At 38.3% G+C, this 18,544-nt stretch carries 21 protein-coding genes; 8 read left to right on the plus strand and 13 right to left on the minus strand.

Annotated elements, in window-relative coordinates; genetic code table 11:
* Positions 1-5: 5 nt before the first annotated feature.
* Complete coding sequence (locus AB657_RS00840; RefSeq protein ID WP_047244774.1) at positions 6-1,469, minus strand: M20 family peptidase; 1,464 nt, start codon at positions 1,467-1,469, stop codon at positions 6-8.
* A 275-nt stretch (positions 1,470-1,744) separates the two neighbouring features.
* Between AB657_RS00840 and AB657_RS00845 the strand changes: the two genes are divergently transcribed.
* Entirely contained in the window at positions 1,745-2,209 is a 465-nt protein-coding gene (locus AB657_RS00845) for a hypothetical protein (protein ID WP_047244775.1), read from the plus strand.
* A gap of 2 nt (positions 2,210-2,211) precedes the next feature.
* Here the strand turns inward: AB657_RS00845 and AB657_RS00850 are convergent, their stop codons facing one another.
* The 6 genes from AB657_RS00850 to AB657_RS00875 are packed head-to-tail and all read right to left on the minus strand — an operon-like array spanning position 2,212 to position 8,326.
* Positions 2,212-3,543, minus strand: coding sequence for a DUF58 domain-containing protein (locus AB657_RS00850; RefSeq protein WP_047244776.1), 1,332 nt, complete (start codon positions 3,541-3,543; stop codon positions 2,212-2,214).
* On the minus strand, positions 3,544-4,542 hold the full coding sequence (locus AB657_RS00855; RefSeq protein ID WP_047244777.1) for an AAA family ATPase: 999 nt from the start codon (positions 4,540-4,542) through the stop codon (positions 3,544-3,546).
* Positions 4,532-5,752, minus strand: a complete 1,221-nt coding sequence (locus AB657_RS00860; RefSeq protein WP_047244778.1) for a DUF4350 domain-containing protein — start codon at positions 5,750-5,752, stop codon at positions 4,532-4,534. The genes AB657_RS00855 and AB657_RS00860 overlap by 11 nt, the downstream gene beginning before the upstream one ends.
* Positions 5,745-6,494 carry a DUF4129 domain-containing protein gene (locus AB657_RS00865; protein ID WP_232304820.1) on the minus strand — a complete coding sequence of 250 codons (750 nt, stop codon included), beginning with the start codon at positions 6,492-6,494 and terminating at the stop codon, positions 5,745-5,747. The genes AB657_RS00860 and AB657_RS00865 overlap by 8 nt, the downstream gene beginning before the upstream one ends.
* On the minus strand, positions 6,484-7,368 hold the full coding sequence (locus tag AB657_RS00870; protein WP_047244779.1) for a hypothetical protein: 885 nt from the start codon (positions 7,366-7,368) through the stop codon (positions 6,484-6,486). The genes AB657_RS00865 and AB657_RS00870 overlap by 11 nt, the downstream gene beginning before the upstream one ends.
* A complete protein-coding gene (locus tag AB657_RS00875) occupies positions 7,343-8,326 on the minus strand; it encodes a stage II sporulation protein M (protein WP_047244780.1) in 984 nt (327 codons plus the stop codon). The genes AB657_RS00870 and AB657_RS00875 overlap by 26 nt, the downstream gene beginning before the upstream one ends.
* Before the next feature lie 33 nt (positions 8,327-8,359).
* Here AB657_RS00875 and AB657_RS00880 point away from each other — a divergent pair, with 33 nt between their 5' ends.
* Together AB657_RS00880 and AB657_RS00885 are read left to right on the plus strand one after the other, a co-directional pair.
* On the plus strand, positions 8,360-9,076 hold the full coding sequence (locus AB657_RS00880; RefSeq protein WP_047244781.1) for an RDD family protein: 717 nt from the start codon (positions 8,360-8,362) through the stop codon (positions 9,074-9,076).
* Positions 9,077-9,079: 3 nt separating this feature from the next.
* Complete coding sequence (locus AB657_RS00885) at positions 9,080-9,694, plus strand: trimeric intracellular cation channel family protein (RefSeq protein ID WP_047244782.1); 615 nt, start codon at positions 9,080-9,082, stop codon at positions 9,692-9,694.
* A 16-nt stretch (positions 9,695-9,710) separates the two neighbouring features.
* Here the strand turns inward: AB657_RS00885 and AB657_RS00890 are convergent, their stop codons facing one another.
* Entirely contained in the window at positions 9,711-10,421 is a 711-nt protein-coding gene (locus AB657_RS00890) for a peptidylprolyl isomerase (protein ID WP_047247706.1), read from the minus strand.
* On the opposite strand from AB657_RS00890, the gene AB657_RS00895 reads away from it, so the two are divergent.
* Together AB657_RS00895 and AB657_RS00900 are read left to right on the plus strand one after the other, a co-directional pair.
* Entirely contained in the window at positions 10,420-11,061 is a 642-nt protein-coding gene (locus AB657_RS00895; protein WP_047244783.1) for an NUDIX hydrolase, read from the plus strand. The genes AB657_RS00890 and AB657_RS00895 overlap by 2 nt on opposite strands.
* A gap of 24 nt (positions 11,062-11,085) precedes the next feature.
* Positions 11,086-11,892 (plus strand): lysophospholipid acyltransferase family protein, encoded by an 807-nt coding sequence (locus tag AB657_RS00900; RefSeq protein ID WP_047244784.1) that lies wholly within the window; start codon positions 11,086-11,088, stop codon positions 11,890-11,892.
* Here the strand turns inward: AB657_RS00900 and AB657_RS00905 are convergent.
* The 3 genes from AB657_RS00905 to AB657_RS00915 form a co-directional block, all read right to left on the minus strand.
* Complete coding sequence (locus tag AB657_RS00905; protein WP_047244785.1) at positions 11,889-12,539, minus strand: hypothetical protein; 651 nt, start codon at positions 12,537-12,539, stop codon at positions 11,889-11,891. The two genes, AB657_RS00900 and AB657_RS00905, sit on opposite strands and share 4 nt — an antisense overlap.
* Before the next feature lie 3 nt (positions 12,540-12,542).
* Positions 12,543-13,037 carry an RNA polymerase sigma factor gene (locus AB657_RS00910; protein ID WP_047244786.1) on the minus strand — a complete coding sequence of 165 codons (495 nt, stop codon included), beginning with the start codon at positions 13,035-13,037 and terminating at the stop codon, positions 12,543-12,545.
* Positions 13,038-13,158: 121 nt separating this feature from the next.
* Positions 13,159-14,586 (minus strand): amidohydrolase, encoded by a 1,428-nt coding sequence (locus AB657_RS00915; protein ID WP_047244787.1) that lies wholly within the window; start codon positions 14,584-14,586, stop codon positions 13,159-13,161.
* A 103-nt stretch (positions 14,587-14,689) separates the two neighbouring features.
* Here AB657_RS00915 and AB657_RS00920 point away from each other — a divergent pair, with 103 nt between their 5' ends.
* Complete coding sequence (locus AB657_RS00920) at positions 14,690-15,982, plus strand: NAD(P)/FAD-dependent oxidoreductase (RefSeq protein ID WP_047244788.1); 1,293 nt, start codon at positions 14,690-14,692, stop codon at positions 15,980-15,982.
* A gap of 6 nt (positions 15,983-15,988) precedes the next feature.
* Here AB657_RS00920 and xerD read toward each other — a convergent pair whose 3' ends face one another.
* The gene (gene xerD, locus AB657_RS00925) at positions 15,989-16,885 is read right to left on the minus strand and encodes a site-specific tyrosine recombinase XerD (protein WP_047247707.1); all 897 of its coding nucleotides are present in this window, start codon (positions 16,883-16,885) and stop codon (positions 15,989-15,991) included.
* Positions 16,886-17,126: 241 nt separating this feature from the next.
* On the opposite strand from xerD, the gene AB657_RS00930 reads away from it, so the two are divergent.
* Together AB657_RS00930 and aroQ are read left to right on the plus strand one after the other, a co-directional pair.
* Positions 17,127-17,645, plus strand: coding sequence for a hypothetical protein (locus AB657_RS00930; RefSeq protein ID WP_157491534.1), 519 nt, complete (start codon positions 17,127-17,129; stop codon positions 17,643-17,645).
* A 105-nt stretch (positions 17,646-17,750) separates the two neighbouring features.
* Positions 17,751-18,164 (plus strand): type II 3-dehydroquinate dehydratase, encoded by a 414-nt coding sequence (aroQ, locus tag AB657_RS00935; protein WP_047244790.1) that lies wholly within the window; start codon positions 17,751-17,753, stop codon positions 18,162-18,164.
* A 48-nt stretch (positions 18,165-18,212) separates the two neighbouring features.
* On the opposite strand, the gene AB657_RS00940 is transcribed toward aroQ, so the two are convergent.
* Complete coding sequence (locus AB657_RS00940; RefSeq protein ID WP_047244791.1) at positions 18,213-18,488, minus strand: DUF3817 domain-containing protein; 276 nt, start codon at positions 18,486-18,488, stop codon at positions 18,213-18,215.
* Positions 18,489-18,544: the final 56 nt, after the last annotated feature.

Raw genomic sequence — 18,544 nt, forward strand, 5'->3', positions numbered from 1 at the left:
CTTTTTTAATTACTGTTTTTTAATAAGTTAATATAAAATTGTATTCCATTGTTAAAATCGGAAACGGCCAATCTTTCATTTAAACCGTGAAAAGATTTTTTAGTGTCCTCGTTAAGGTGAATAGGGGAAAACCTATAAATATTTGGACTTAGTAATTTAAAATGTCTAGAATCGGTGGCACCCACGACCAAGTTTGGAGAGGTAAATACTTCGGGGTACAATTCTTTAATAGTTCTGTTGATCAACTGAAAGCCATAAGAATCTGTACTGGATAGATTGGAGGCTTCATTCATGGTACTGCTTTTCTCTATTTTTACCCGGTCATCGTTGATTACCTTGGTAACATGATCCAGTACATCTTGTATGGTGGTTTCTGGCAGTATTCTGAAATTTACCGTAGCGTTGGCCCTTTGGGGAATTATATTGTCTTTTACGCCACTATTGAATATGGTCGGGGCGGTAGTCGTCCGTATCATGGCACTACTACTAGGGCTTTTTTCAAAGGCCGATAATATGATAGGTTTAAGAATACCTTTATTGGCAAAGATAAGTTTATTGGCAAAAGGCATTTCTGGCCCCAGATAATCTATAAAACCTTCTAGTGGAACCGTGAATTTTGTGGGTAACGGATTTTTTTTGATTTTTGAGATAGCACTGGCCAAGACATCTATGGCGGTTTCCTTACCGGGCATAGAAGAGTGTCCGCCTTCAATCTTAACAGAAAAATTTAAGCTTAAAAAACCTTTCTCGGCCGTTCCTATAAGTGCTACATCTTTAGAAACCCCTGGAACAAGACCGTTGGCAATAACCCCCCCTTCATCCATTATAAATTCTGCTTCTACACCTTGGTCCTTTAAGTAGCTGGCGATGGCCGTAGCACCTCTTGGGCCACCAATTTCCTCATCATGCCCAAAGGCTAGATAAATGTCTCTCTTGGGGCGATAATTGTTCTTTAATAGCCATTCTACGGCTTCCGATATGGCAATAACGCCTACCTTATCATCAATGGCACCACGGCCCCAAATGGTGTCGTTTTTAATGACCCCTGCAAAAGGGGGCGATTTCCACTCAGGCAGGTTTTTTTCTATCACAGGTACCACATCTAAATGTGCCATAAGAATTATAGGCTTTAAGGAAGTATCCGTTCCTTTCCACAAGAAAAGATGACTAAAGTCGTTAAATTGTTTTTTTATCAATAGAGAATCCATCAGCGGGTAGCTGGATTTCATGAAGTCATTGAATTTTTTAAATTCCAAAGAATCAAAATCCGCTAAATTTTCAGGTGAAACGGTTTTTATTTGTAGCGCTTTTGAAAAACGGTGTATTGCTCCGGGGTCTATAGCCACTTTCTCGGCTTTTTCTACCGATATCTGTTTCGATTCAAAATTGAAATAATTGTAAGTTAAAATTGCCGCAAATATTAGTAGGCAAACAAGTAAAAAAAGAAGAACTTTTTTGAGTGGTTTCATAGGTTGGTTTATTATCCTTAAATATAGCAAACTTGTAAAAAAAATGAGCCATACTCATTCTTTTAATCAATTAAAAGGTGTTTTGTTCGTACAAAATCGTATTTGGATACTTTTGGCCACTTTAAATATTAAAATTTTAAGACAAAGATTTTTAGCGGTAGTGACATATGATGGCGGTAATCGAATATATTGGTGCTTGATGGAAAATTAGACCAAATATGAAATGAAAATAATTGTTGCACGTTATATTAGTCGTGAACTTATTGTTTTTAAAAATGAAAATAAAGGTTTTTCTATTGTTGTTTATGGTGAATACGTATTGGGTATATTCTCAAGGAATTTCAAATGCCGCAAAGCACGTGGGCGCGGGTATTGTAATCGGTGGAGTGGGAGGATATGCCGCTCATGAAATTTTTAACGGACGACAGGAGTGGACCTGGGCAGGGGCCTTTGGAAGCAGTTTGGCCGCTGGGCTCATAAAGGAATCGTACGATAAATCCAGTGCCGATTTGTGGCAAACCGATGATGTCGTTTTTACTGCCCTAGGGGGCTTTATTTCTGGGTTGGCCTTGGATCTGCTATTGGATCATAATAAAAGAAGAAGAGGTAGGTCTGGCAAAAATTGTGGTTGTCTGGTAGCCTTTGAAAATAATGTATCACCAACATATGTTCCTATAATCAACAAAGGAGGTTCTAGGGATATAGGATCGGGAATAGAAGCCTCTTATCTTTTTAAGTAGGTCTAGAGTAGTCCTCTGGCCTTTATTTCCAAATATTTGTTTATCGTATTAATGGTGAGCTGTTCTGGTTTTGTAAGTATGGTCTGTATGCCATATTTTTCCAATTCTTTTTGCATCAGTTTTTTGTCCAAAGAGAATTTTTCTGCAATAGCTTTATGGTAGATGGCCTGTATATCTTCTGCATCTGTCTCGATAAGTTTTTCCAATTCTGAATTTTCAAAGAAAATGACTACCAATACATGTTTTTTAGACAGTGCCAAAAGATAGGGCAATTGGCGCTTTAGCCCCGAGATATGTTCGAAATTTGTATAAAGCAATAATAGGCTGCGATGATTCACCTTACGCTTAATATGGCCATATAGTAGGCCAAAGTCAGAATCGGTGAACTCGGTATCAATATTATAAAGTTTCTCTAAGATAGTGTTAAGGTGGGTAGCTTTCTGAATTGCCGGCACATAGCTCTCAATATTTTTGGAAAAACCTATAAGTCCCGTTTTATCGTTTCGTTTTAAGGCTACATTAGAAAATGCCAAACAACTATTTATCGCGTAGTCCAATAATTTTAACCCATTAAAGGGCATTTTCATAACCCTACCTGTATCTATGATAGAATAGATAGGCTGTGATTTTTCATCTTGGTATTGGTTGACCATTAATTGACGTTGCTTGGCGGTCGCTTTCCAGTTGAGTGTTCTAATGTCGTCTCCGGGTACATACTCCTTGATCTGTTCAAATTCTTGAGTATGCCCAATTTTCCTTATTTTCTTTAGGCCAATAGCCGTAAGCCTGTTACTAATTGCCAAAAAATCGTATTGTTGCATTTGTATTATGGACGGGTAAACGGGGACCATTTGGTCTTTTTGAAATACAAATTTTCTTTTAATGATCTTTAATGGCGAAGAGGCGAACAAAATAAGGTTTCCAAAAACGTATTCTCCTCTATCTACTGGGCGAACCTCATAATCAAAATTCTTCTTTTCACCCTTTACCAGAGAGGTTTGAAAGTTAAAATCCCTTTTTTGAAATTGCACAGGAAGTTCATCTATAAGAGAAATATAGGTTTTAAAGGAATAACCGGTCTCAAAGAATATTGTGATCGGGTTTACATCGCTGTTCGATAATTTTTTAGGAAGTTTTCTTTCTGCTTTTAGCCCCGTTCCGGTACCGTAAAGAAGATATATATCAAAAAGAAAGAAACCGATCAGTAAAAGGGTCAATACCCAAGCAATCGGGTAGATGGGTTTGATCCAATAAGAAAGTATAAAGCATGCCGATAGGCAGGCCAGATATTTAAAAAAGGTGTTATGTATATAAAAAGACTTTAGAAACTTCATCTACCGTGGTATTTCTACACTTTCCATTATCATTTTAACTACGTTCTCAGTAGTCATACCTTCCATTTCTCTTTCGGGGGTTAATATTACCCTATGGTTAAGAACGGGAACCATTGCTTTTTTAACATCTTCGGGGGTAACAAAATCTCTTCCGTTAATGGCCGCGAAAGCTTTGGCACTGTTTAAAATGGCCAATGAGGCCCTTGGTGACCCCCCTAGGTATAAATGGGGGTGGTTACGGGTTTTGGAAACCACCTCCGCAATGTATTTAAAAATTTTCTCTTCTACGATAATCTCATGAATCTGTTCTTTGAATACCTGTAACTGTGTTGGTGACAACACATCGTTGACCATGGTCTGGGGTAAGGAACCCTTTCTGTTATGATGGGTTTTTAGTATTAGTATTTCTTCTTCGGTTTCTGGGTATGATACTTTTATTTTGAACAAAAACCGGTCCAATTGAGCTTCTGGTAGGGCGTAGGTGCCCTCTTGCTCTATGGGGTTCTGCGTTGCCAATACCATAAAAGGGGCTCCTAATTTATAGGTGGTACCGTCCATAGTCACTTGTTTCTCTTCCATGGTTTCGAACATGGCGGCCTGTGTTTTGGCAGGGGCCCTGTTAATTTCATCTATTAAAACAATATTGGAAAAAATTGGTCCCTTCTTAAATTCAAAGTCCGATGTTTTTGCATTAAAAACAGAGGTGCCGAGAATATCGCTAGGCATAAGGTCAGGGGTAAATTGAATACGGCTAAAATCCGTTTTTAGGGTTTTTGCGAAAAGCTTGGCGGTAATGGTCTTTGCAACGCCGGGCACCCCTTCTATCAGAACATGGCCATCTACCAATAATGACACGATCAAAAGTTCAATAAAGTTCTCTTGTCCTATAATGACCTTGGCCAATTCTTGCTTTATATCCTTGACCGCCTTTTGTAGATCTGCCAAGGGTATTCTGTTGTCAAAATTAAGGTCGTCTTTTTGTTCCTCGTTATTTTGCATCTATCTCCGATTTAAATTTTTGTATAAGTTTATTGAGTTTTATGAGTTCATTGTCCGTAATCTGAGAACTGTTTTTAAGTCTTTCTATGTACGAGAACAATGTGGTGGTTTCTTCCAATGTATTACCGCTTCTGGCGGCCAATCGTTGGTACAAATCATCACCTTTGGTCGTATTGTCCAAATAGTACCGACTTTTTAGGTAATTTAAAAAGTAGTTTATTTTATGTTCTACGATCAATTTTTTTTCGCCTTTCTCAAAATACATGTCCGAAATGGTTTTGGTAAAGGCCAATGTTTGGTTTTGCAACGGGGTAATTATCGGTATGGCCCTTTGTTTGCGCTTACCTTCAAAAACAATATATAACAGGCTTCCGATGAGAGCAATGTAGTAGGCCCATTTTAGTTCTTTTCTGTTAAGAAAAATATACATGGGTGAAGTATACACAGCCTTGCCACTTTTATAATGGTTGTCCATATATACGTTTCTAGAACTATTAAAGTATGAAACTAGGCCAGCGGTATAATCTTTGTTGTTTTCCTGTAAAATAAAGTAATTGGTAAATGCCTTGGGAAATGTAGACAGAATGATCTCTCCTTTTCCAAAAGGTTTTTTTATGACTGTCAATCCCTCCACTTTTTTCTCGTTTTCATTTTTTGGCACTTCTACGGTTGCCAGGGCGATGGTATTTAGTGTATCTATTTTATTAAAAACTGTCACCGAATTCACCTTTTCGTAAATAAAGGGATGTTTGCCCTTTAATATTTTGTTCGCCAGTTGGTGTTCTTGTTTTTGGGCCACCTCGAACCCCCCGTATAACACCTTTGTTTCTATGCCCAAGGTATCCTTTAGGTCGGTTTCAAAATTTTCCGATGCGATAAATAGGGTATTTCCCTGCGATGTCCAATCCAGGAGTTGGTTTAATTCTGCTTTTTCAAAAGCGACATTGTCGTTAATAAATACGTAGGTGCCTTGTGGGGTATTTTCTTTGTTTAAAAATTCGAAAGGAGGCATACGAACTTGTACAACCTTGTTTTCGAAAAGCGTGTTTGTCAATAGCTCATTGGCTATTAATGTGCCGTAAGGTATTTTGTGAGTGGCGACGTAAGACTCGAACCAATTAACATCCTTGGGGCGGTTGTATTGTAGAAGAAATAGTGCTCCCAGGGTAATTACGGCGATGACGATATATACAAGATTCTTTTTATGCATCGGCAATTATTTTTTTTAATGCCAAGAAAGAAGATTCTGCCTTGCTGTACTTGTTATGGTCTATAGGGAAATCGCCGTACCATATATAATTATAATGTCTGGTAATGGTACTAAAGTTTTCTTTTAGCCCATCTTCTTGTATTTCTTTTAAATAATCTTCATTGGTTTTTTGAAGCTCCCATTTTATAATATCCTTTTCGGTCATCAACTGTAGAATATATAAGTAATAGTACCTAATGGCCAAACGGTAATCATTGTTGGCCAATGCCTGTTTTATTAGTAGTTCTACATCGGTATTCTTTATAATATGTTCTTCTTCCGATAAGCTCACCAAAGGTGTATTGCTCTTTGAAATTACGGAGTTGGTGTTTACGTTGATGAAGAATTTAATGAGAATAAAAAGAAGGGTGGCCAATAAAAGGTAGGGCAATATCTCTAAAAAACTATTAAAGGCACCACTTGCTTTTTCTACTCCAAAAAGCCACTCAAAAAATCTCATAACAAGATTCGATAACCAGTTCTTGAAAGAAACCCACCAAGTAGGGGCATTTTGCTTCACCACTTCATAGTCAAAGTCGGGGTTGTTCTTATATGATTCTAGGTCAATATTGCCTATTTCTTTTCTCACTATGGGGGCATCATCATAGATGACCGATACCGAATCTTTTTGGGCATGGGCAAAAGTGACGGCAAGACCGATCAATATAAAGAGCAAAAAATGTTTTGGTATTTTATTCCTCAAGAGATTTCCCTAGATTTTCTATGCGTTCGTAAGTACCCGTAAAGTTCTTTTTTTCATTAAGGTTAAAGTAAATGAAAACCGTTGCTATCACAGAGATGAGGTTCAATAAAAATTGCCCTACCGTATTTAAGACGTTCAACAAAATATAAATAGGGTCTTTGGTAACTGTCATTACACTTTCTGCATCAATTTCTCCAGAAAAAATACCTATTTTTAGCCATTGGTATATAATGGATGGTATGGCAAAGGCATAGCTGGCGACCACTATTATGATTCCGATTACAAAAAGGGTCGCAAAGGTGATCCACCATTCCTCTTTTATAAGTTTAAAACTATAGCTATACGCATCTGTAGCCCCCATTTTATTAAAGACCATTATAGAGAAAGAAAGTATTAAGGGTACGTAAAGGTATATGCCCGGTATAATGCAAAGCATAAAGCCCACACCTAAAGAAAGCCCTACCATGATACCAAGCCCTATAAAACTCCAAAAACTGTCGTAGACTTCTTTTTTAATGTTGTCAAAATCTATGGTACCTTTTCCGTTGGCATAAGATTTTATATAGTGGAGCACCGTAGATTGCGACATGGTATATACCGTAATAATAGAGCAAAAATAAATCAGGGCTATTACGAATATTGTGGCCAGGTTTGTACCTTGGTTCCATCGGTCTTCTACCATAAGGTTAAAAGAGTTTCCGCCGTAATATAAATAGGCTACCAAAGAAATGACCATAACGGCCAAAAATGGCCCTACAATCTTAAAATAGGTAGAGAAAAAGGTTTTGAACTCTGATCTTAGAAAAGCAAAAGTATCTGTAAGTACGTCACCTAATTCACGTTGTTTCTTAAACTCGATATAATTTGGTTTCATCTAATTTTGGTTTTTTGTGTATTTGGGTTGGATATATAACGTAGTAAAATAAAATAAGTGCCAATGAGCCTAAAATAATTATAATGGCCAGCCAATCTGGCATTTCAGTATGTCGTGTTACAAAACCTTCCAAGAACCCTGCGATTATAAAAAACGGAACGGTACTTATCATTATTTTAAGTCCGTTCTTTACGCCTCTCTTAAAAGACTCCAGTCTGGTATATGTACCCGGAAACAACATACCGTTGGCCAAGACCAAGCCGGCACATCCGGCAATGATAATTACCGATATTTCTATGGTGCCGTGGATCCAAATTGTTCTTACCGATTCCCATAAAAGGCCTTTTTCGTAAAAGAAATATTGAAAACTGCCCAACATTATACCATTCTGTAGCATGATCACCAAAGTACCTACGCCCAACATTATGCCGTAAGCAAATGCCATTAGGGCAACCCTAATATTATTGATGGTAATACCAAGGAACATGTTAAACTCCCCCATTTTTTTGTATACGGCCATAGGGTCTCCTTTTTCTATATTTTCCAGGGTCATGTTTACATAGGCATCCCCAAGAATGGAACGGACAAAATCACCTTCGTTGGCTGCGGAAAACGCCCCTACAAAAGAGAAAAAGACAAACACAAGAAAAGAGATCAGTAGTTCGCGATGATGCTGCCTGAACATGTAAGGGAATTCGGTTTTCCAAAAAGTGATGATTCTATTTTTAGACTCCCTCTTTGATTTGTAAATCTTTTGATGGGCCTGTGAAGCAAGGGAGTTTAAATAAAATTCCGTATTACTTGATGGGTAGAAGGTCTTCGCATAGCTTAAGTGATCCGTAACCTCTATGTATAGATCGGACAATACATCAGGGTCAAGATTCGTTTTGTTTGCCAGTGCATTTTCAAAAGTTGACCATTTGTCCTTATTTTGCTTTACAAAGGCAGCTTCGCGCATTAACTATTAGGTTTATACCAAAGAAACAAAAGAATGGAACAATTTCAAATAGAAACCGCCCAAAATATAAGTATAGACCAAAACACGGCACATCTTGGCGACCGTATGCTAGCATACATTATAGATAGCCTTATCATCGTAGTTTATTATGTTTTAATGATTTGGTTTTTATTGGCCCTAGATGTGGACCCCGGGGACCAATGGGCCATTTATATGTTAATGGGGCTTCCGGCATTTCTTTATTACTTGCTTATGGAAACCTTTATGGACGGCAAGACCATAGGAAAACATTTTATGAAGATAAGGGTCGTAAAATTGGATGGTACCAAACCTGGCTTTTCTAGTTTCTTTGTACGTTGGATATTGCGTTTTATAGACGTAATGCTCAGCTCTGGAGGAGTTGCCGTATTTACCATTTTAATAAGGGGTAAAGGACAGCGTTTAGGAGATATAGCGGCCGGAACTACTGTAATCAGTGAAAAAAAACGAATTTTTTTAAAAGATACCCTGTTACGTGACCTGCCTAAGGATTATGTTCCTAAATTTCCCCAAGTAACCGTTTTTAAGGATAGTGAGATGCAAACCATCAAAAATCTCTTTGATGATGCCAAACGTAATGCGCACCATAAAATAATTCTTTCATTGGATCATAGAATAAAAAAAGTGCTGGATATAACCTCTGACCTTCAACCTATCGAGTTTGTGGATACGGTTATAAAGGATTATAGTTATTACACACAAGAACTATAATCTATGTTTTATACTTTAATAGATATTTTAGGAACCATCGCCTTTGCCATCTCGGGTGTGTTGGTCGCCATGAACAAAAAATTGGATGTGTTCGGTGTATTCATTATTGCGTTTGTTACGGCAGTCGGTGGGGGAACGTTGAGAGATGTGTTGATAGGGAGTACACCTGTGGGGTGGATGAAAGAGCCCAGTTATATTGTGATTATTTTGATTACCGTAATTATCTCTATTCTGTTCTCCAACAAGTTAAAACATTTTAGAAAATCACTTTTTTTGTTCGATACCATAGGTATAGGCCTGTATACCATGGTGGGGGTGGAAAAAGGCCTTAATGCGGGGCTTATGCCCATAATGTGCATAGCCTTAGGTACCATGACGGCCTGTTTTGGAGGTGTTATCAGGGATATTTTGTGTAACGAAATACCGGTAATTTTCAGAAAAGAGGTTTATGCCACTATCTGTATTGCAGGAGGGGGCATTTATTTTGTTATTATGCAGTTTCCCGTAAATTCCGAGATAGCATATGCAGTAGCGATCGTTTCTATAATAGTGATGAGATTACTTGCAGTAAAATTCAAAATATCGCTACCCAATATTTATCCTGAAAATAAAAAATAAACATTATCAAATTGGGTTAGTCGACGATTTCCGCTTTGGTAATATATATGTTCTGCGAGGGCCAATCGCCTTTTCCTACCGGTTGTCTATTGATCTCGTCCACTACATCCATACCTTCTATTACCTTGCCGAATGGGGTGAAATCTCCATCTAGATGATAAGATCCGGGGTCGGTCACCACGATAAAAAACTCGTAGGGCGATGCCAACATATGCGGATTGTCTATTTCGCTACTGGGCATAGACACCGTGCCTCTATGGTGTTTATACCCCTTTCTGGTATCGGGGGGTAACAGGTAACGTCCGATTTCCCTTCTTTTTTTAGCCGTTCTTTCATCATCGGAGTTACCGCCCTGTATAATAAAATCTTTTACTACCCTATGAAATTGCGTCTGGTCAAAATATCCCTTTTTGGTCAAGTATATAAAATTTGCCTTGTGGTACGGTACATTGTCATAGAGCTGTATTACAAAACTTCCGAATTTTGTAGTAATCCTTACCTTGTTCTCTTTTAAATTTTTTTGGTAGTCGAAGAAGAAATCAATGGCATTGTCCTCGGTAAGTTTAAATTCTTCTTCTTTAGGTTTTTCCTCTTCCACTATAATTGTAGAATCTTTTTCTTTTGTGGACGTGTTAGATGGTGTTTCTGGTTTCTTCGGATTATCTTTGCATCCTACGACCATAGCCATCACAAAAAATAAAGAGTATAAGAAAGTCTTTGAGCGCATGGATTTTAACATTTTTGAGCAACGGATATCAAAAATAAAAGAATTACCTCTTCCGGGCGAAATTTCACATTATAAAATGGCACCTGAAGTAAGGGTCAAAGAACTTTTAGAGGGTAAAATTGTCAAGAAAAACCCTAGAAAAGCTGGGGTCATGGCGCTTTTTTATCCTGGAATGGAAAACAGGACACATCTATTATGTATTCTAAGAAAAACCTATGAAGGGGTACACTCCAATCAAGTTGCCTTACCCGGAGGGAAAGTGGAGAACGAAGATTTGGATCTAGAGATGACGGCATTAAGGGAGACCCATGAGGAAGTAGGGGTGGCCCCCGCCGATGTAGAAGTGGTGCGGAAGCTTACAGAAGTTTATATTCCGCCCAGTAATTTTGAGGTACAACCGTTTGTAGGGTTATATAAAAGACCAAAACCATTTAAGATTCAAGAATCTGAAGTGGAATCGTTATTGGAGATTTCATTGACCGATTTTTTAGAAGATTTGAACATGGTCACAAAAACCTTGAGTACATCATATGCAAAAGATATAGACGTACCCGCCTTTAAACTAAATAATTATATTGTTTGGGGTGCGACCGCCATGATGTTGAGTGAGATTAAAGACCTTTTAAAACAAGTGTTGTAAGGCTTATTTAGTATTTTAGCAGATATGGAACTTTTTAAGAAAAATCCTTTTGGGCATAACTTATTTTTGAAAAAATGGTTGATACGTGTTCTTGCCGTATTATCCCATCAACGTTATAAACGCTTTAATAAATTAGAGATAGAAGGTTCTGAGATAATACGGAACTTGCCCGATGCCAATGTATTGTTCGTGAGTAATCACCAAACCTATTTTGCCGATGTGGTAGCGATGTTCCACGTTTTTAATGCAAGTTTAAGCGGCAGGGAAAATTCCATAAAAAACTTAGGTTACATATGGCAACCAAAATTAAACATGTATTATGTTGCCGCAGCGGAAACCATGAAAAAAAGTTTGTTGACAAAAATTTTGGCCTATGCGGGTTCTGTAAGTGTGGAACGCACTTGGCGATCAGAAGGCAAAGATGTTAAAAGACAAGTGAAAATGAGCGATATTTCCAATATAGGAAAGGCGCTACAAGACGGCTGGGTCATTACCTTTCCGCAAGGTACCACCACCCCATGGAAACCATTAAGAAAAGGTACGGCTCACATTATCAAAAAATACAAACCTATAGTGGTGCCGGTGGTAATAGACGGTTTTAGGCGTTCTTTTGATAAGAAAGGATTACGGGTGAAGAAAAAAGGTATTCTACAGTCCATGGTCATAAAAGAACCTTTAGATATTGATTACGAGAATGAATCTACAGAATCTATCATTGAAAAACTGGAGTATGGCATAGAACAACACCCTTCCTTTTTAAAAGTGATTCCAAAAGAGGAGCTGTTGGCCTATGAAGAGGAAAATAAACAACGGAAATGGAAGGCCGATTAAAATTCCAGTTGCCTCAATTCCTTGTAGTTTTTCTGTAATTTTTTTAAAAGTAGACCATAGAGCAAAAAGTATACTCCGCCCATAAAAAGGGTAAGTAATACCCCAAAACCACCAATGCTCAACATTAGTGTAAATCGAAGTTTTTCTTCGGATATATGTTTTAGCCCTTCTTTTAGTTCAGGAAAAGCATCGGCCAGATTATCACTTAAAAAGACACCTATAGCCATTATGATTACGGTCACCATAATCATTGATAAAGAAAATATAACATAGTGTTTTACGGTTGTCCTTGTTCTAAGAATTTTCTTCATTAAACTCTTTGAATCATCCAACACGCTAATTTCCTTGAATCTTTTATAAAATTGATAAATGAAATATATAGCGAAAACATAAGTGATGATAGAAGTCACCAAAATATAATTGGATACCCCGATGTTGTCATAGATCTTTAAGCCCTCTTCCATAGAAGGAATTAGGTAGAGCAAATGTGGCAAAGTAAATTCAAGGATACTAATGATCAATATCCATTTAACGATAGAAGATGATTTTTTCCATATCATTTTATGAATATCCGAATAGGAAAGCTTTGGCAGGTGCGCTTCTTTTTTTTGCCAATCTTTTTTTAATAAATCCAACTCATCCGTCATAATCTAAGGATTCAAAATGGTTCTTAATTTTGTTTTTATACGGTTCATCTTTACCCTGGCATTTACTTCTGTAATACCTAGGGTTTCTGCTATTTCCGTGTAATTTTTATCTTCTAGGTACATAAATACCAGTGCTTTGTCTATATCTCCCAACTGTCGCACGGCTTTGTACATTAGTTTTAATTGTTGCTCTTCCGTTTCATCGTATTCATCTGCCTTTATCTTAAAGATTACCGACTCATAATCTTGGGTGCTTATTCTTTTCTTGGATTTTCTGTATAGGGTGATGGCCGTATTTAGGGCAACCCTATACATCCAAGTGCTAAATTTGGCCTCTCCCCTGAACTTCGGATACGCTTTCCATAACTGAATGGTTATTTCCTGAAACAGATCATTGTGCGACTCCCGGTCATTTGTATATAGAGAGCATATTTTATGGACAATGTTTTGATTGTCTTGTAGCTCTGTCACAAATTTATGTTCCAGTTCTTTTTTCACTAGTAGTTGGTTGTTTCTTATTAGTAGTAGATTATTGGGTAATGTTACAAAAAAGTACTACTTAAAATAAAAAAAGTGCACCGGGTAACAAGGTGCACTTTTTTGTTTTATGGTAATCTATTTACTTGCGGTAGTCTAAGGCAGGTTCTCTATCGCCCAACAACGGAATGTATTTAAAGTTTGGTCCGCGTCTTTCTTCAAATTCTTGTTTAGCCTTTTCTATCAATTTATGGTCCTTAAATAAATCTATGGCCGTAAGGGTCATTGTTTTGGCAGCCACCATCATACCTTTTTTTCCAATAGAGGTTCCGCCGGCCGCAACAGCTTGCCAACTATGTGCGGGAGTACCAGGTACCCATGTGGCCGATCCCATGCCTACCGTAGGCACCGCAAAACTAACGTCACCTACATCGGTAGAGGCAAATGCTTTGGCCTCTGTCTTGTAAGGTAGTACGTTTTTGGCCAAGCTTAGGTCCGCTTTTTCCTTACCCAATGTTTTTGCGATTTTATCCGCAAATTCTTTTTCTTCTTCGGTGTAATCAAAGCCACCAACCTCCGTAAGATTGTCGTGCATCAACTTTTGCAAAGTAAGGTTTGGCAAAAGTTCGTGGGTACCACCGATCATTTCGTAATCTACTGTAGTGCCTGTACCTAATGCGGCACCTTCTGCAGCTTTTACTATGCGGTCGAAAATATCGATGACAACATCTCTATTTCCATGACGTGCATAGTAATACACCTCGGCAAAATCGGGTACTACGTTCGGTGCTTTGCCCCCGTTGGTGATTACATAATGTATTCGTACGTCAGAAGGAATGTGCTCTCGCATCATATTTACCATCATGTTCATAGCTTCTACACCATCTAAAGCCGAGCGTCCTTTTTCAGGTGCGGCGGCGGCATGGGCAGAAATACCGTGAAATCTGAATTTTGCGGATTTATTGGCCAATGCGGCACCGGCGCTAGCAGAATTCACCGAACTTGGATGCCAATGCAAGGCAACATCCACATCATTAAAAAGACCTGCCCTTACCATATATACTTTGCCAGAACCGCCTTCTTCGGCAGGTGTTCCGTAAAAACGAATAGTGCCCTTAATGTTATTGGCAACCATCCATTCCTTGGTGGTAATGGCTGCGGCCGTTGAGGCGGTGCCAAAAAGATGGTGCCCACAAGCGTGACCGGCTGCGGCACCTGCCGATTTTTTTTCGGGGACCGCCTGTTGTGAAAGTCCCGGTAGGGCATCATACTCCCCTAAAATTCCTATGACTGGGTTTCCGCTCCCGTACTCCGCTACGAATGCAGTGGGAATACCGGCTACTCCTTTTTTTATGGAAAACCCGGCATCTTTTAATGTTTCTTGTAATAGAGCGGCACTTTTGTGTTCTTGATAGCCCATTTCTGCCAAATCAAATATTTGTTGTGAAATGTCTCCGTATGTTTCACTTTTTTGATCAAGTATTTTTAGTACCTCCTTTTTAGATTTTTGAGCTCTTAAGGAAACTACGGACATACTTATGGTCAAAAGAACCATAATTAATTTTTTCATAATGTAATAAAAGTTTTGAGTTAGTCCTTAAAGTTACTAAAAACAGGATATTCTTTTCTATTGGAAGTGTGATTGTTTAATTTTGTTCTCTTATAATCAAAATATGAACATACCTCGTTCCAATTGTCCTAGGATTATTATTATTGGTGGTGGTTTCGGTGGAGTTTCGCTCGTCGAAAAACTAAGTAAGAAGGATGTACAGGTTGTACTGCTTGACAAAAATAATTATCACACCTTTCAACCTTTACTGTATCAGGTTTCAACAGGGGGGCTGGAGCCAGACTCCATTGCCTACCCATTGCGAAAAGTTTTGATCGGTTACGATAATTTCTTTTTTAGATTGGCCGAGGTGACCGAGATTTTGGCAGAAAAAAAGATGCTAAAAACCACCATTGGAGAAATTTCCTATGATTATTTGGTAATTGCCACGGGTTCTGAAACCAATTTTTTTGGCAATGATGAGCTAGAGAAGCATGCAATGGCAATGAAGACCATTCCGCAATCCTTAAATCTTAGAAGCTTAATTCTAGAAAACTTTGAACAGGCATTGCTAACGGACGATTATCATGAGCGCGATGCGCTAATGAACTTCGTAATTGTTGGTGGAGGCCCTACCGGAGTGGAATTGGCAGGGGCATTGGCAGAAATTAAAAAGGGCATTCTTCCAAAAGATTATCCGGATTTGGATACCAGAAGGGCGCAAATAAATTTGGTACAAGGGGGCGATAGGCTTTTAAATGCCATGAGCGAAAAGGCATCTAAAAAAGCCGAGGAATTTTTAGAGGAGCTGGGTGTGCAGGTTTGGAAAAATGTTAGGGTCACTAGCTATGACGGAAAAACCGTAAGAACAAAAACAGATTTGACTTTTGAAACCGCTACCTTGGTCTGGGCGGCAGGGGTGAAAGGAGCGACCATTAAAGGGTTGGATGCCAAAGAACTGATGGCCGCCGGCAATAGGTTGCCCGTTAATGAATTTAACCAAGTTGTGGGGTACGAAGATATATTTGCGATAGGCGATATTGCCTGTATGCAGACAGAAGATACACCCAATGGTCATCCTATGATGGCACAGCCCGCTATTCAGCAAGGTAGAAATTTGGGTGAAAATTTAATACGGCTATTAGACGGTAAGCCATTAAAACCTTTTGAGTATAAAGACAAGGGCAGTATGGCGACCGTAGGTCGCAATAAGGCTGTTTGTGACCTAAAGAATATAAGGTTTCAGGGCGTTTTTGCTTGGTTTGTGTGGATGTTCGTTCATTTGTTTTTCCTTATAGGGTTTAGAAATAGGGTGGTGGTCTTCGTAAACTGGGTATATAATTATGTACGCTTTGATAGGGAGGCAAGACTAATAATCAGGCCTTTTAAAAGAGATTACAGTCAGTTTAAAGATTAAATACGTTTACTTTCTAGGATGATATTTGTTCATCACTTCTGCTAGGTGGCTTCGGTCTACATGCATGTAAACTTCGGTAGTGGTAATACTTTCATGACCGAGCATTTGCTGTATGGCCCGCAAGTCTGCTCCGTTTTCCAATAAGTGGGTCGCAAAAGAATGGCGAAATGTGTGCGGACTTATGTTTTTTTGAAGCCCGATTTTCTCCGCCAATTTTTTGACAATAGTAAAAATCATGGCCCTTGTCAATTGCTTTCCTCTTCGGTTTAAGAACAAAGTATCCTCAAATCCTTTCTGTATATTTAAATGTACCCGAATTTCGTTCCTATAGATATTAATGTATTTTTTGTTGATGTCGCTAATGGGTACAAATCGTTGCTTATTTCCTTTTCCCGTTACTTTTATAAAATCTTCCTCGAAGAAAAGATCGGAAAGTTTTAGTGTGGTCAATTCTGAAACGCGTAATCCGCAACCGTACAAAGTTTCTAGGATAGCTCTATTGCGTTCACCTTCGGGCGTACTTAAATCTATAGCTTCTATAAGTTGGTTGATCTCTTTTTCAGACAGTGTATCGGGCAGTTTACGGCCAATTTTTGGAGATTCTACTAAATCTAAGGGGTTGTCGGGTCTATAGTCCTCAAAGACCAAATAGTTGAAAAAACTTTTAAGTCCAGATATAATCCTGGCCTGTGAGCGGGGATTTACAATTTTTGCAATTTCATAAATAAATTGCTGAATGGTTTCTTTTTTAATATGGACAGGGTCATCATTTAAAGCTCTAGAGTTTAAAAACCCTATGAGTTTTGATACATCCATAGTGTAGTTGGCAATAGAATTATCGGATAGTCCCCGTTCTATTTTCAGGTAGTGACGATAATCTTTAAGCGCGTCATTCCAATTCATGTCGCAAAGGTAACTATTACAAGGGTTATGGCCATTGGTCAAAAATTGGGAAGAAGATCGTACATTGGCTTTTTTATGTGCACTGGTCAACTGAAAAATGCTCAAAATCATTGTTGGGGGAAAACCGCTTACCAGATAAATTGGGTCGTTCACAACCATTTGGGGCATCCTTACAACTAAAATTATATCATGGTAAATAACGTAGTAAGTTTATGGTATTAATTAATCACAATAAGCAAAAATGAGATTCTTTATAGTTGTATTGTTTTCAGTGGGTATAGGTTATATGGGGTTGGCCCAGAGAACGGACCGTACCAATTTTCGGGCCGGATTGAACGGAGGGGTGGTAACCGGTGATTTTTCCGATACACATAGCCTTACTCTTGGAGTGGACATCTACCAACATTGGGGAGTGTCTAAAGAATTGGATTTGGGTTTTACGACGGGTTTTGTAAATGCCTTCGGAGAAAAGAAATCTATTACCAATGGTGGACTTACGATAGAAACAGAGTTTGATAACATTCAATTTATACCCGTAGCCGGTTCTTTAAGGATCTATCCTTTTTCAGGATTTAAGTTTGGGGCTGATTTGGGGTATGCCGTCGGTATAAATAAAGACAATGGAGGTGGCTTTTTATACAGACCTTCTATAGGTGTGGACCTTAATCAAGGATCTTCGGAATTAAATATATCTTACTTTGCGGTAAACGATGAAGCAACTTTTTCTTGTGTACTTCTAGGTTTTTTGTTCTTGTTTTAGCAATTATATCAAGACATCTTTAGTGTTTTGTAACAGTATAAACAAAAGTGGTTTTCTTAGAAGACCATTTTTTTTGCGATAAAATTATTTAGTACTTTTAACCGCATGAGAATCATTATAATCAACGGCCCTAATCTAAATCTTTTAGGGAAAAGGGAACCTACGGTGTACGGCAACAAGACCTTTGAAGATTACTTTTCTGAACTTCAGTTTAGATTCAAGGATGTGGAGCTGGAGTATTATCAATCTAACATAGAGGGAGAACTTATTTCTAAACTACATGAAGTTGGTTTTGATTATGATGGTATTGTTCTTAATGCAGCGGCCTATACACATACTTCTGTAGGTTTGGGCGATGCCGTTAAGGCGATCGAAACGCCGGTAGTAGAGGTTCATATTTCAAACACACATAAAAGAGAGGAATTTAGGCATGTCTCCTATATTTCTTCTGGTGCCAAGGGTGTGATTCTAGGTTTTGGTCTAAAAAGTTATGATTTGGCCATTCAGAGTTTTCTGTAAACTGATTGTTTGATCAAGAATTCAGAAAAAACAAAGGGGTAATACAGGTTACCTTAAGTACTTTTCTTCCACATAAAACGTGGCAAAAGGTAAAAGAGAGGCGATACCAAAAATAACAAATCTTTTAAAACCCCATTTTTTGTTTAGACAAACTGCAGCGGCAAGCACAATAAAAGCTACAAATAAAAGTCCGTGTGCATATCCTACATATTTATTCGGTTCTGGAATTTCGGCCCAATATTTCAAGGGCATTGTAATTCCGAAAAGGGCCAGATAAGAGATGCCTTCCAGTATTGCGGTAGCTCTAAAAGATTTTAGTAACATATGCGGCAGTATATAAAATCTATGGAAAACAGGCTTATAAATATCCTGTTTTCCAT

It is taken from the genome of Maribacter thermophilus, assembly GCF_001020565.1.
Lineage (GTDB): Bacteria > Bacteroidota > Bacteroidia > Flavobacteriales > Flavobacteriaceae > Maribacter > Maribacter thermophilus.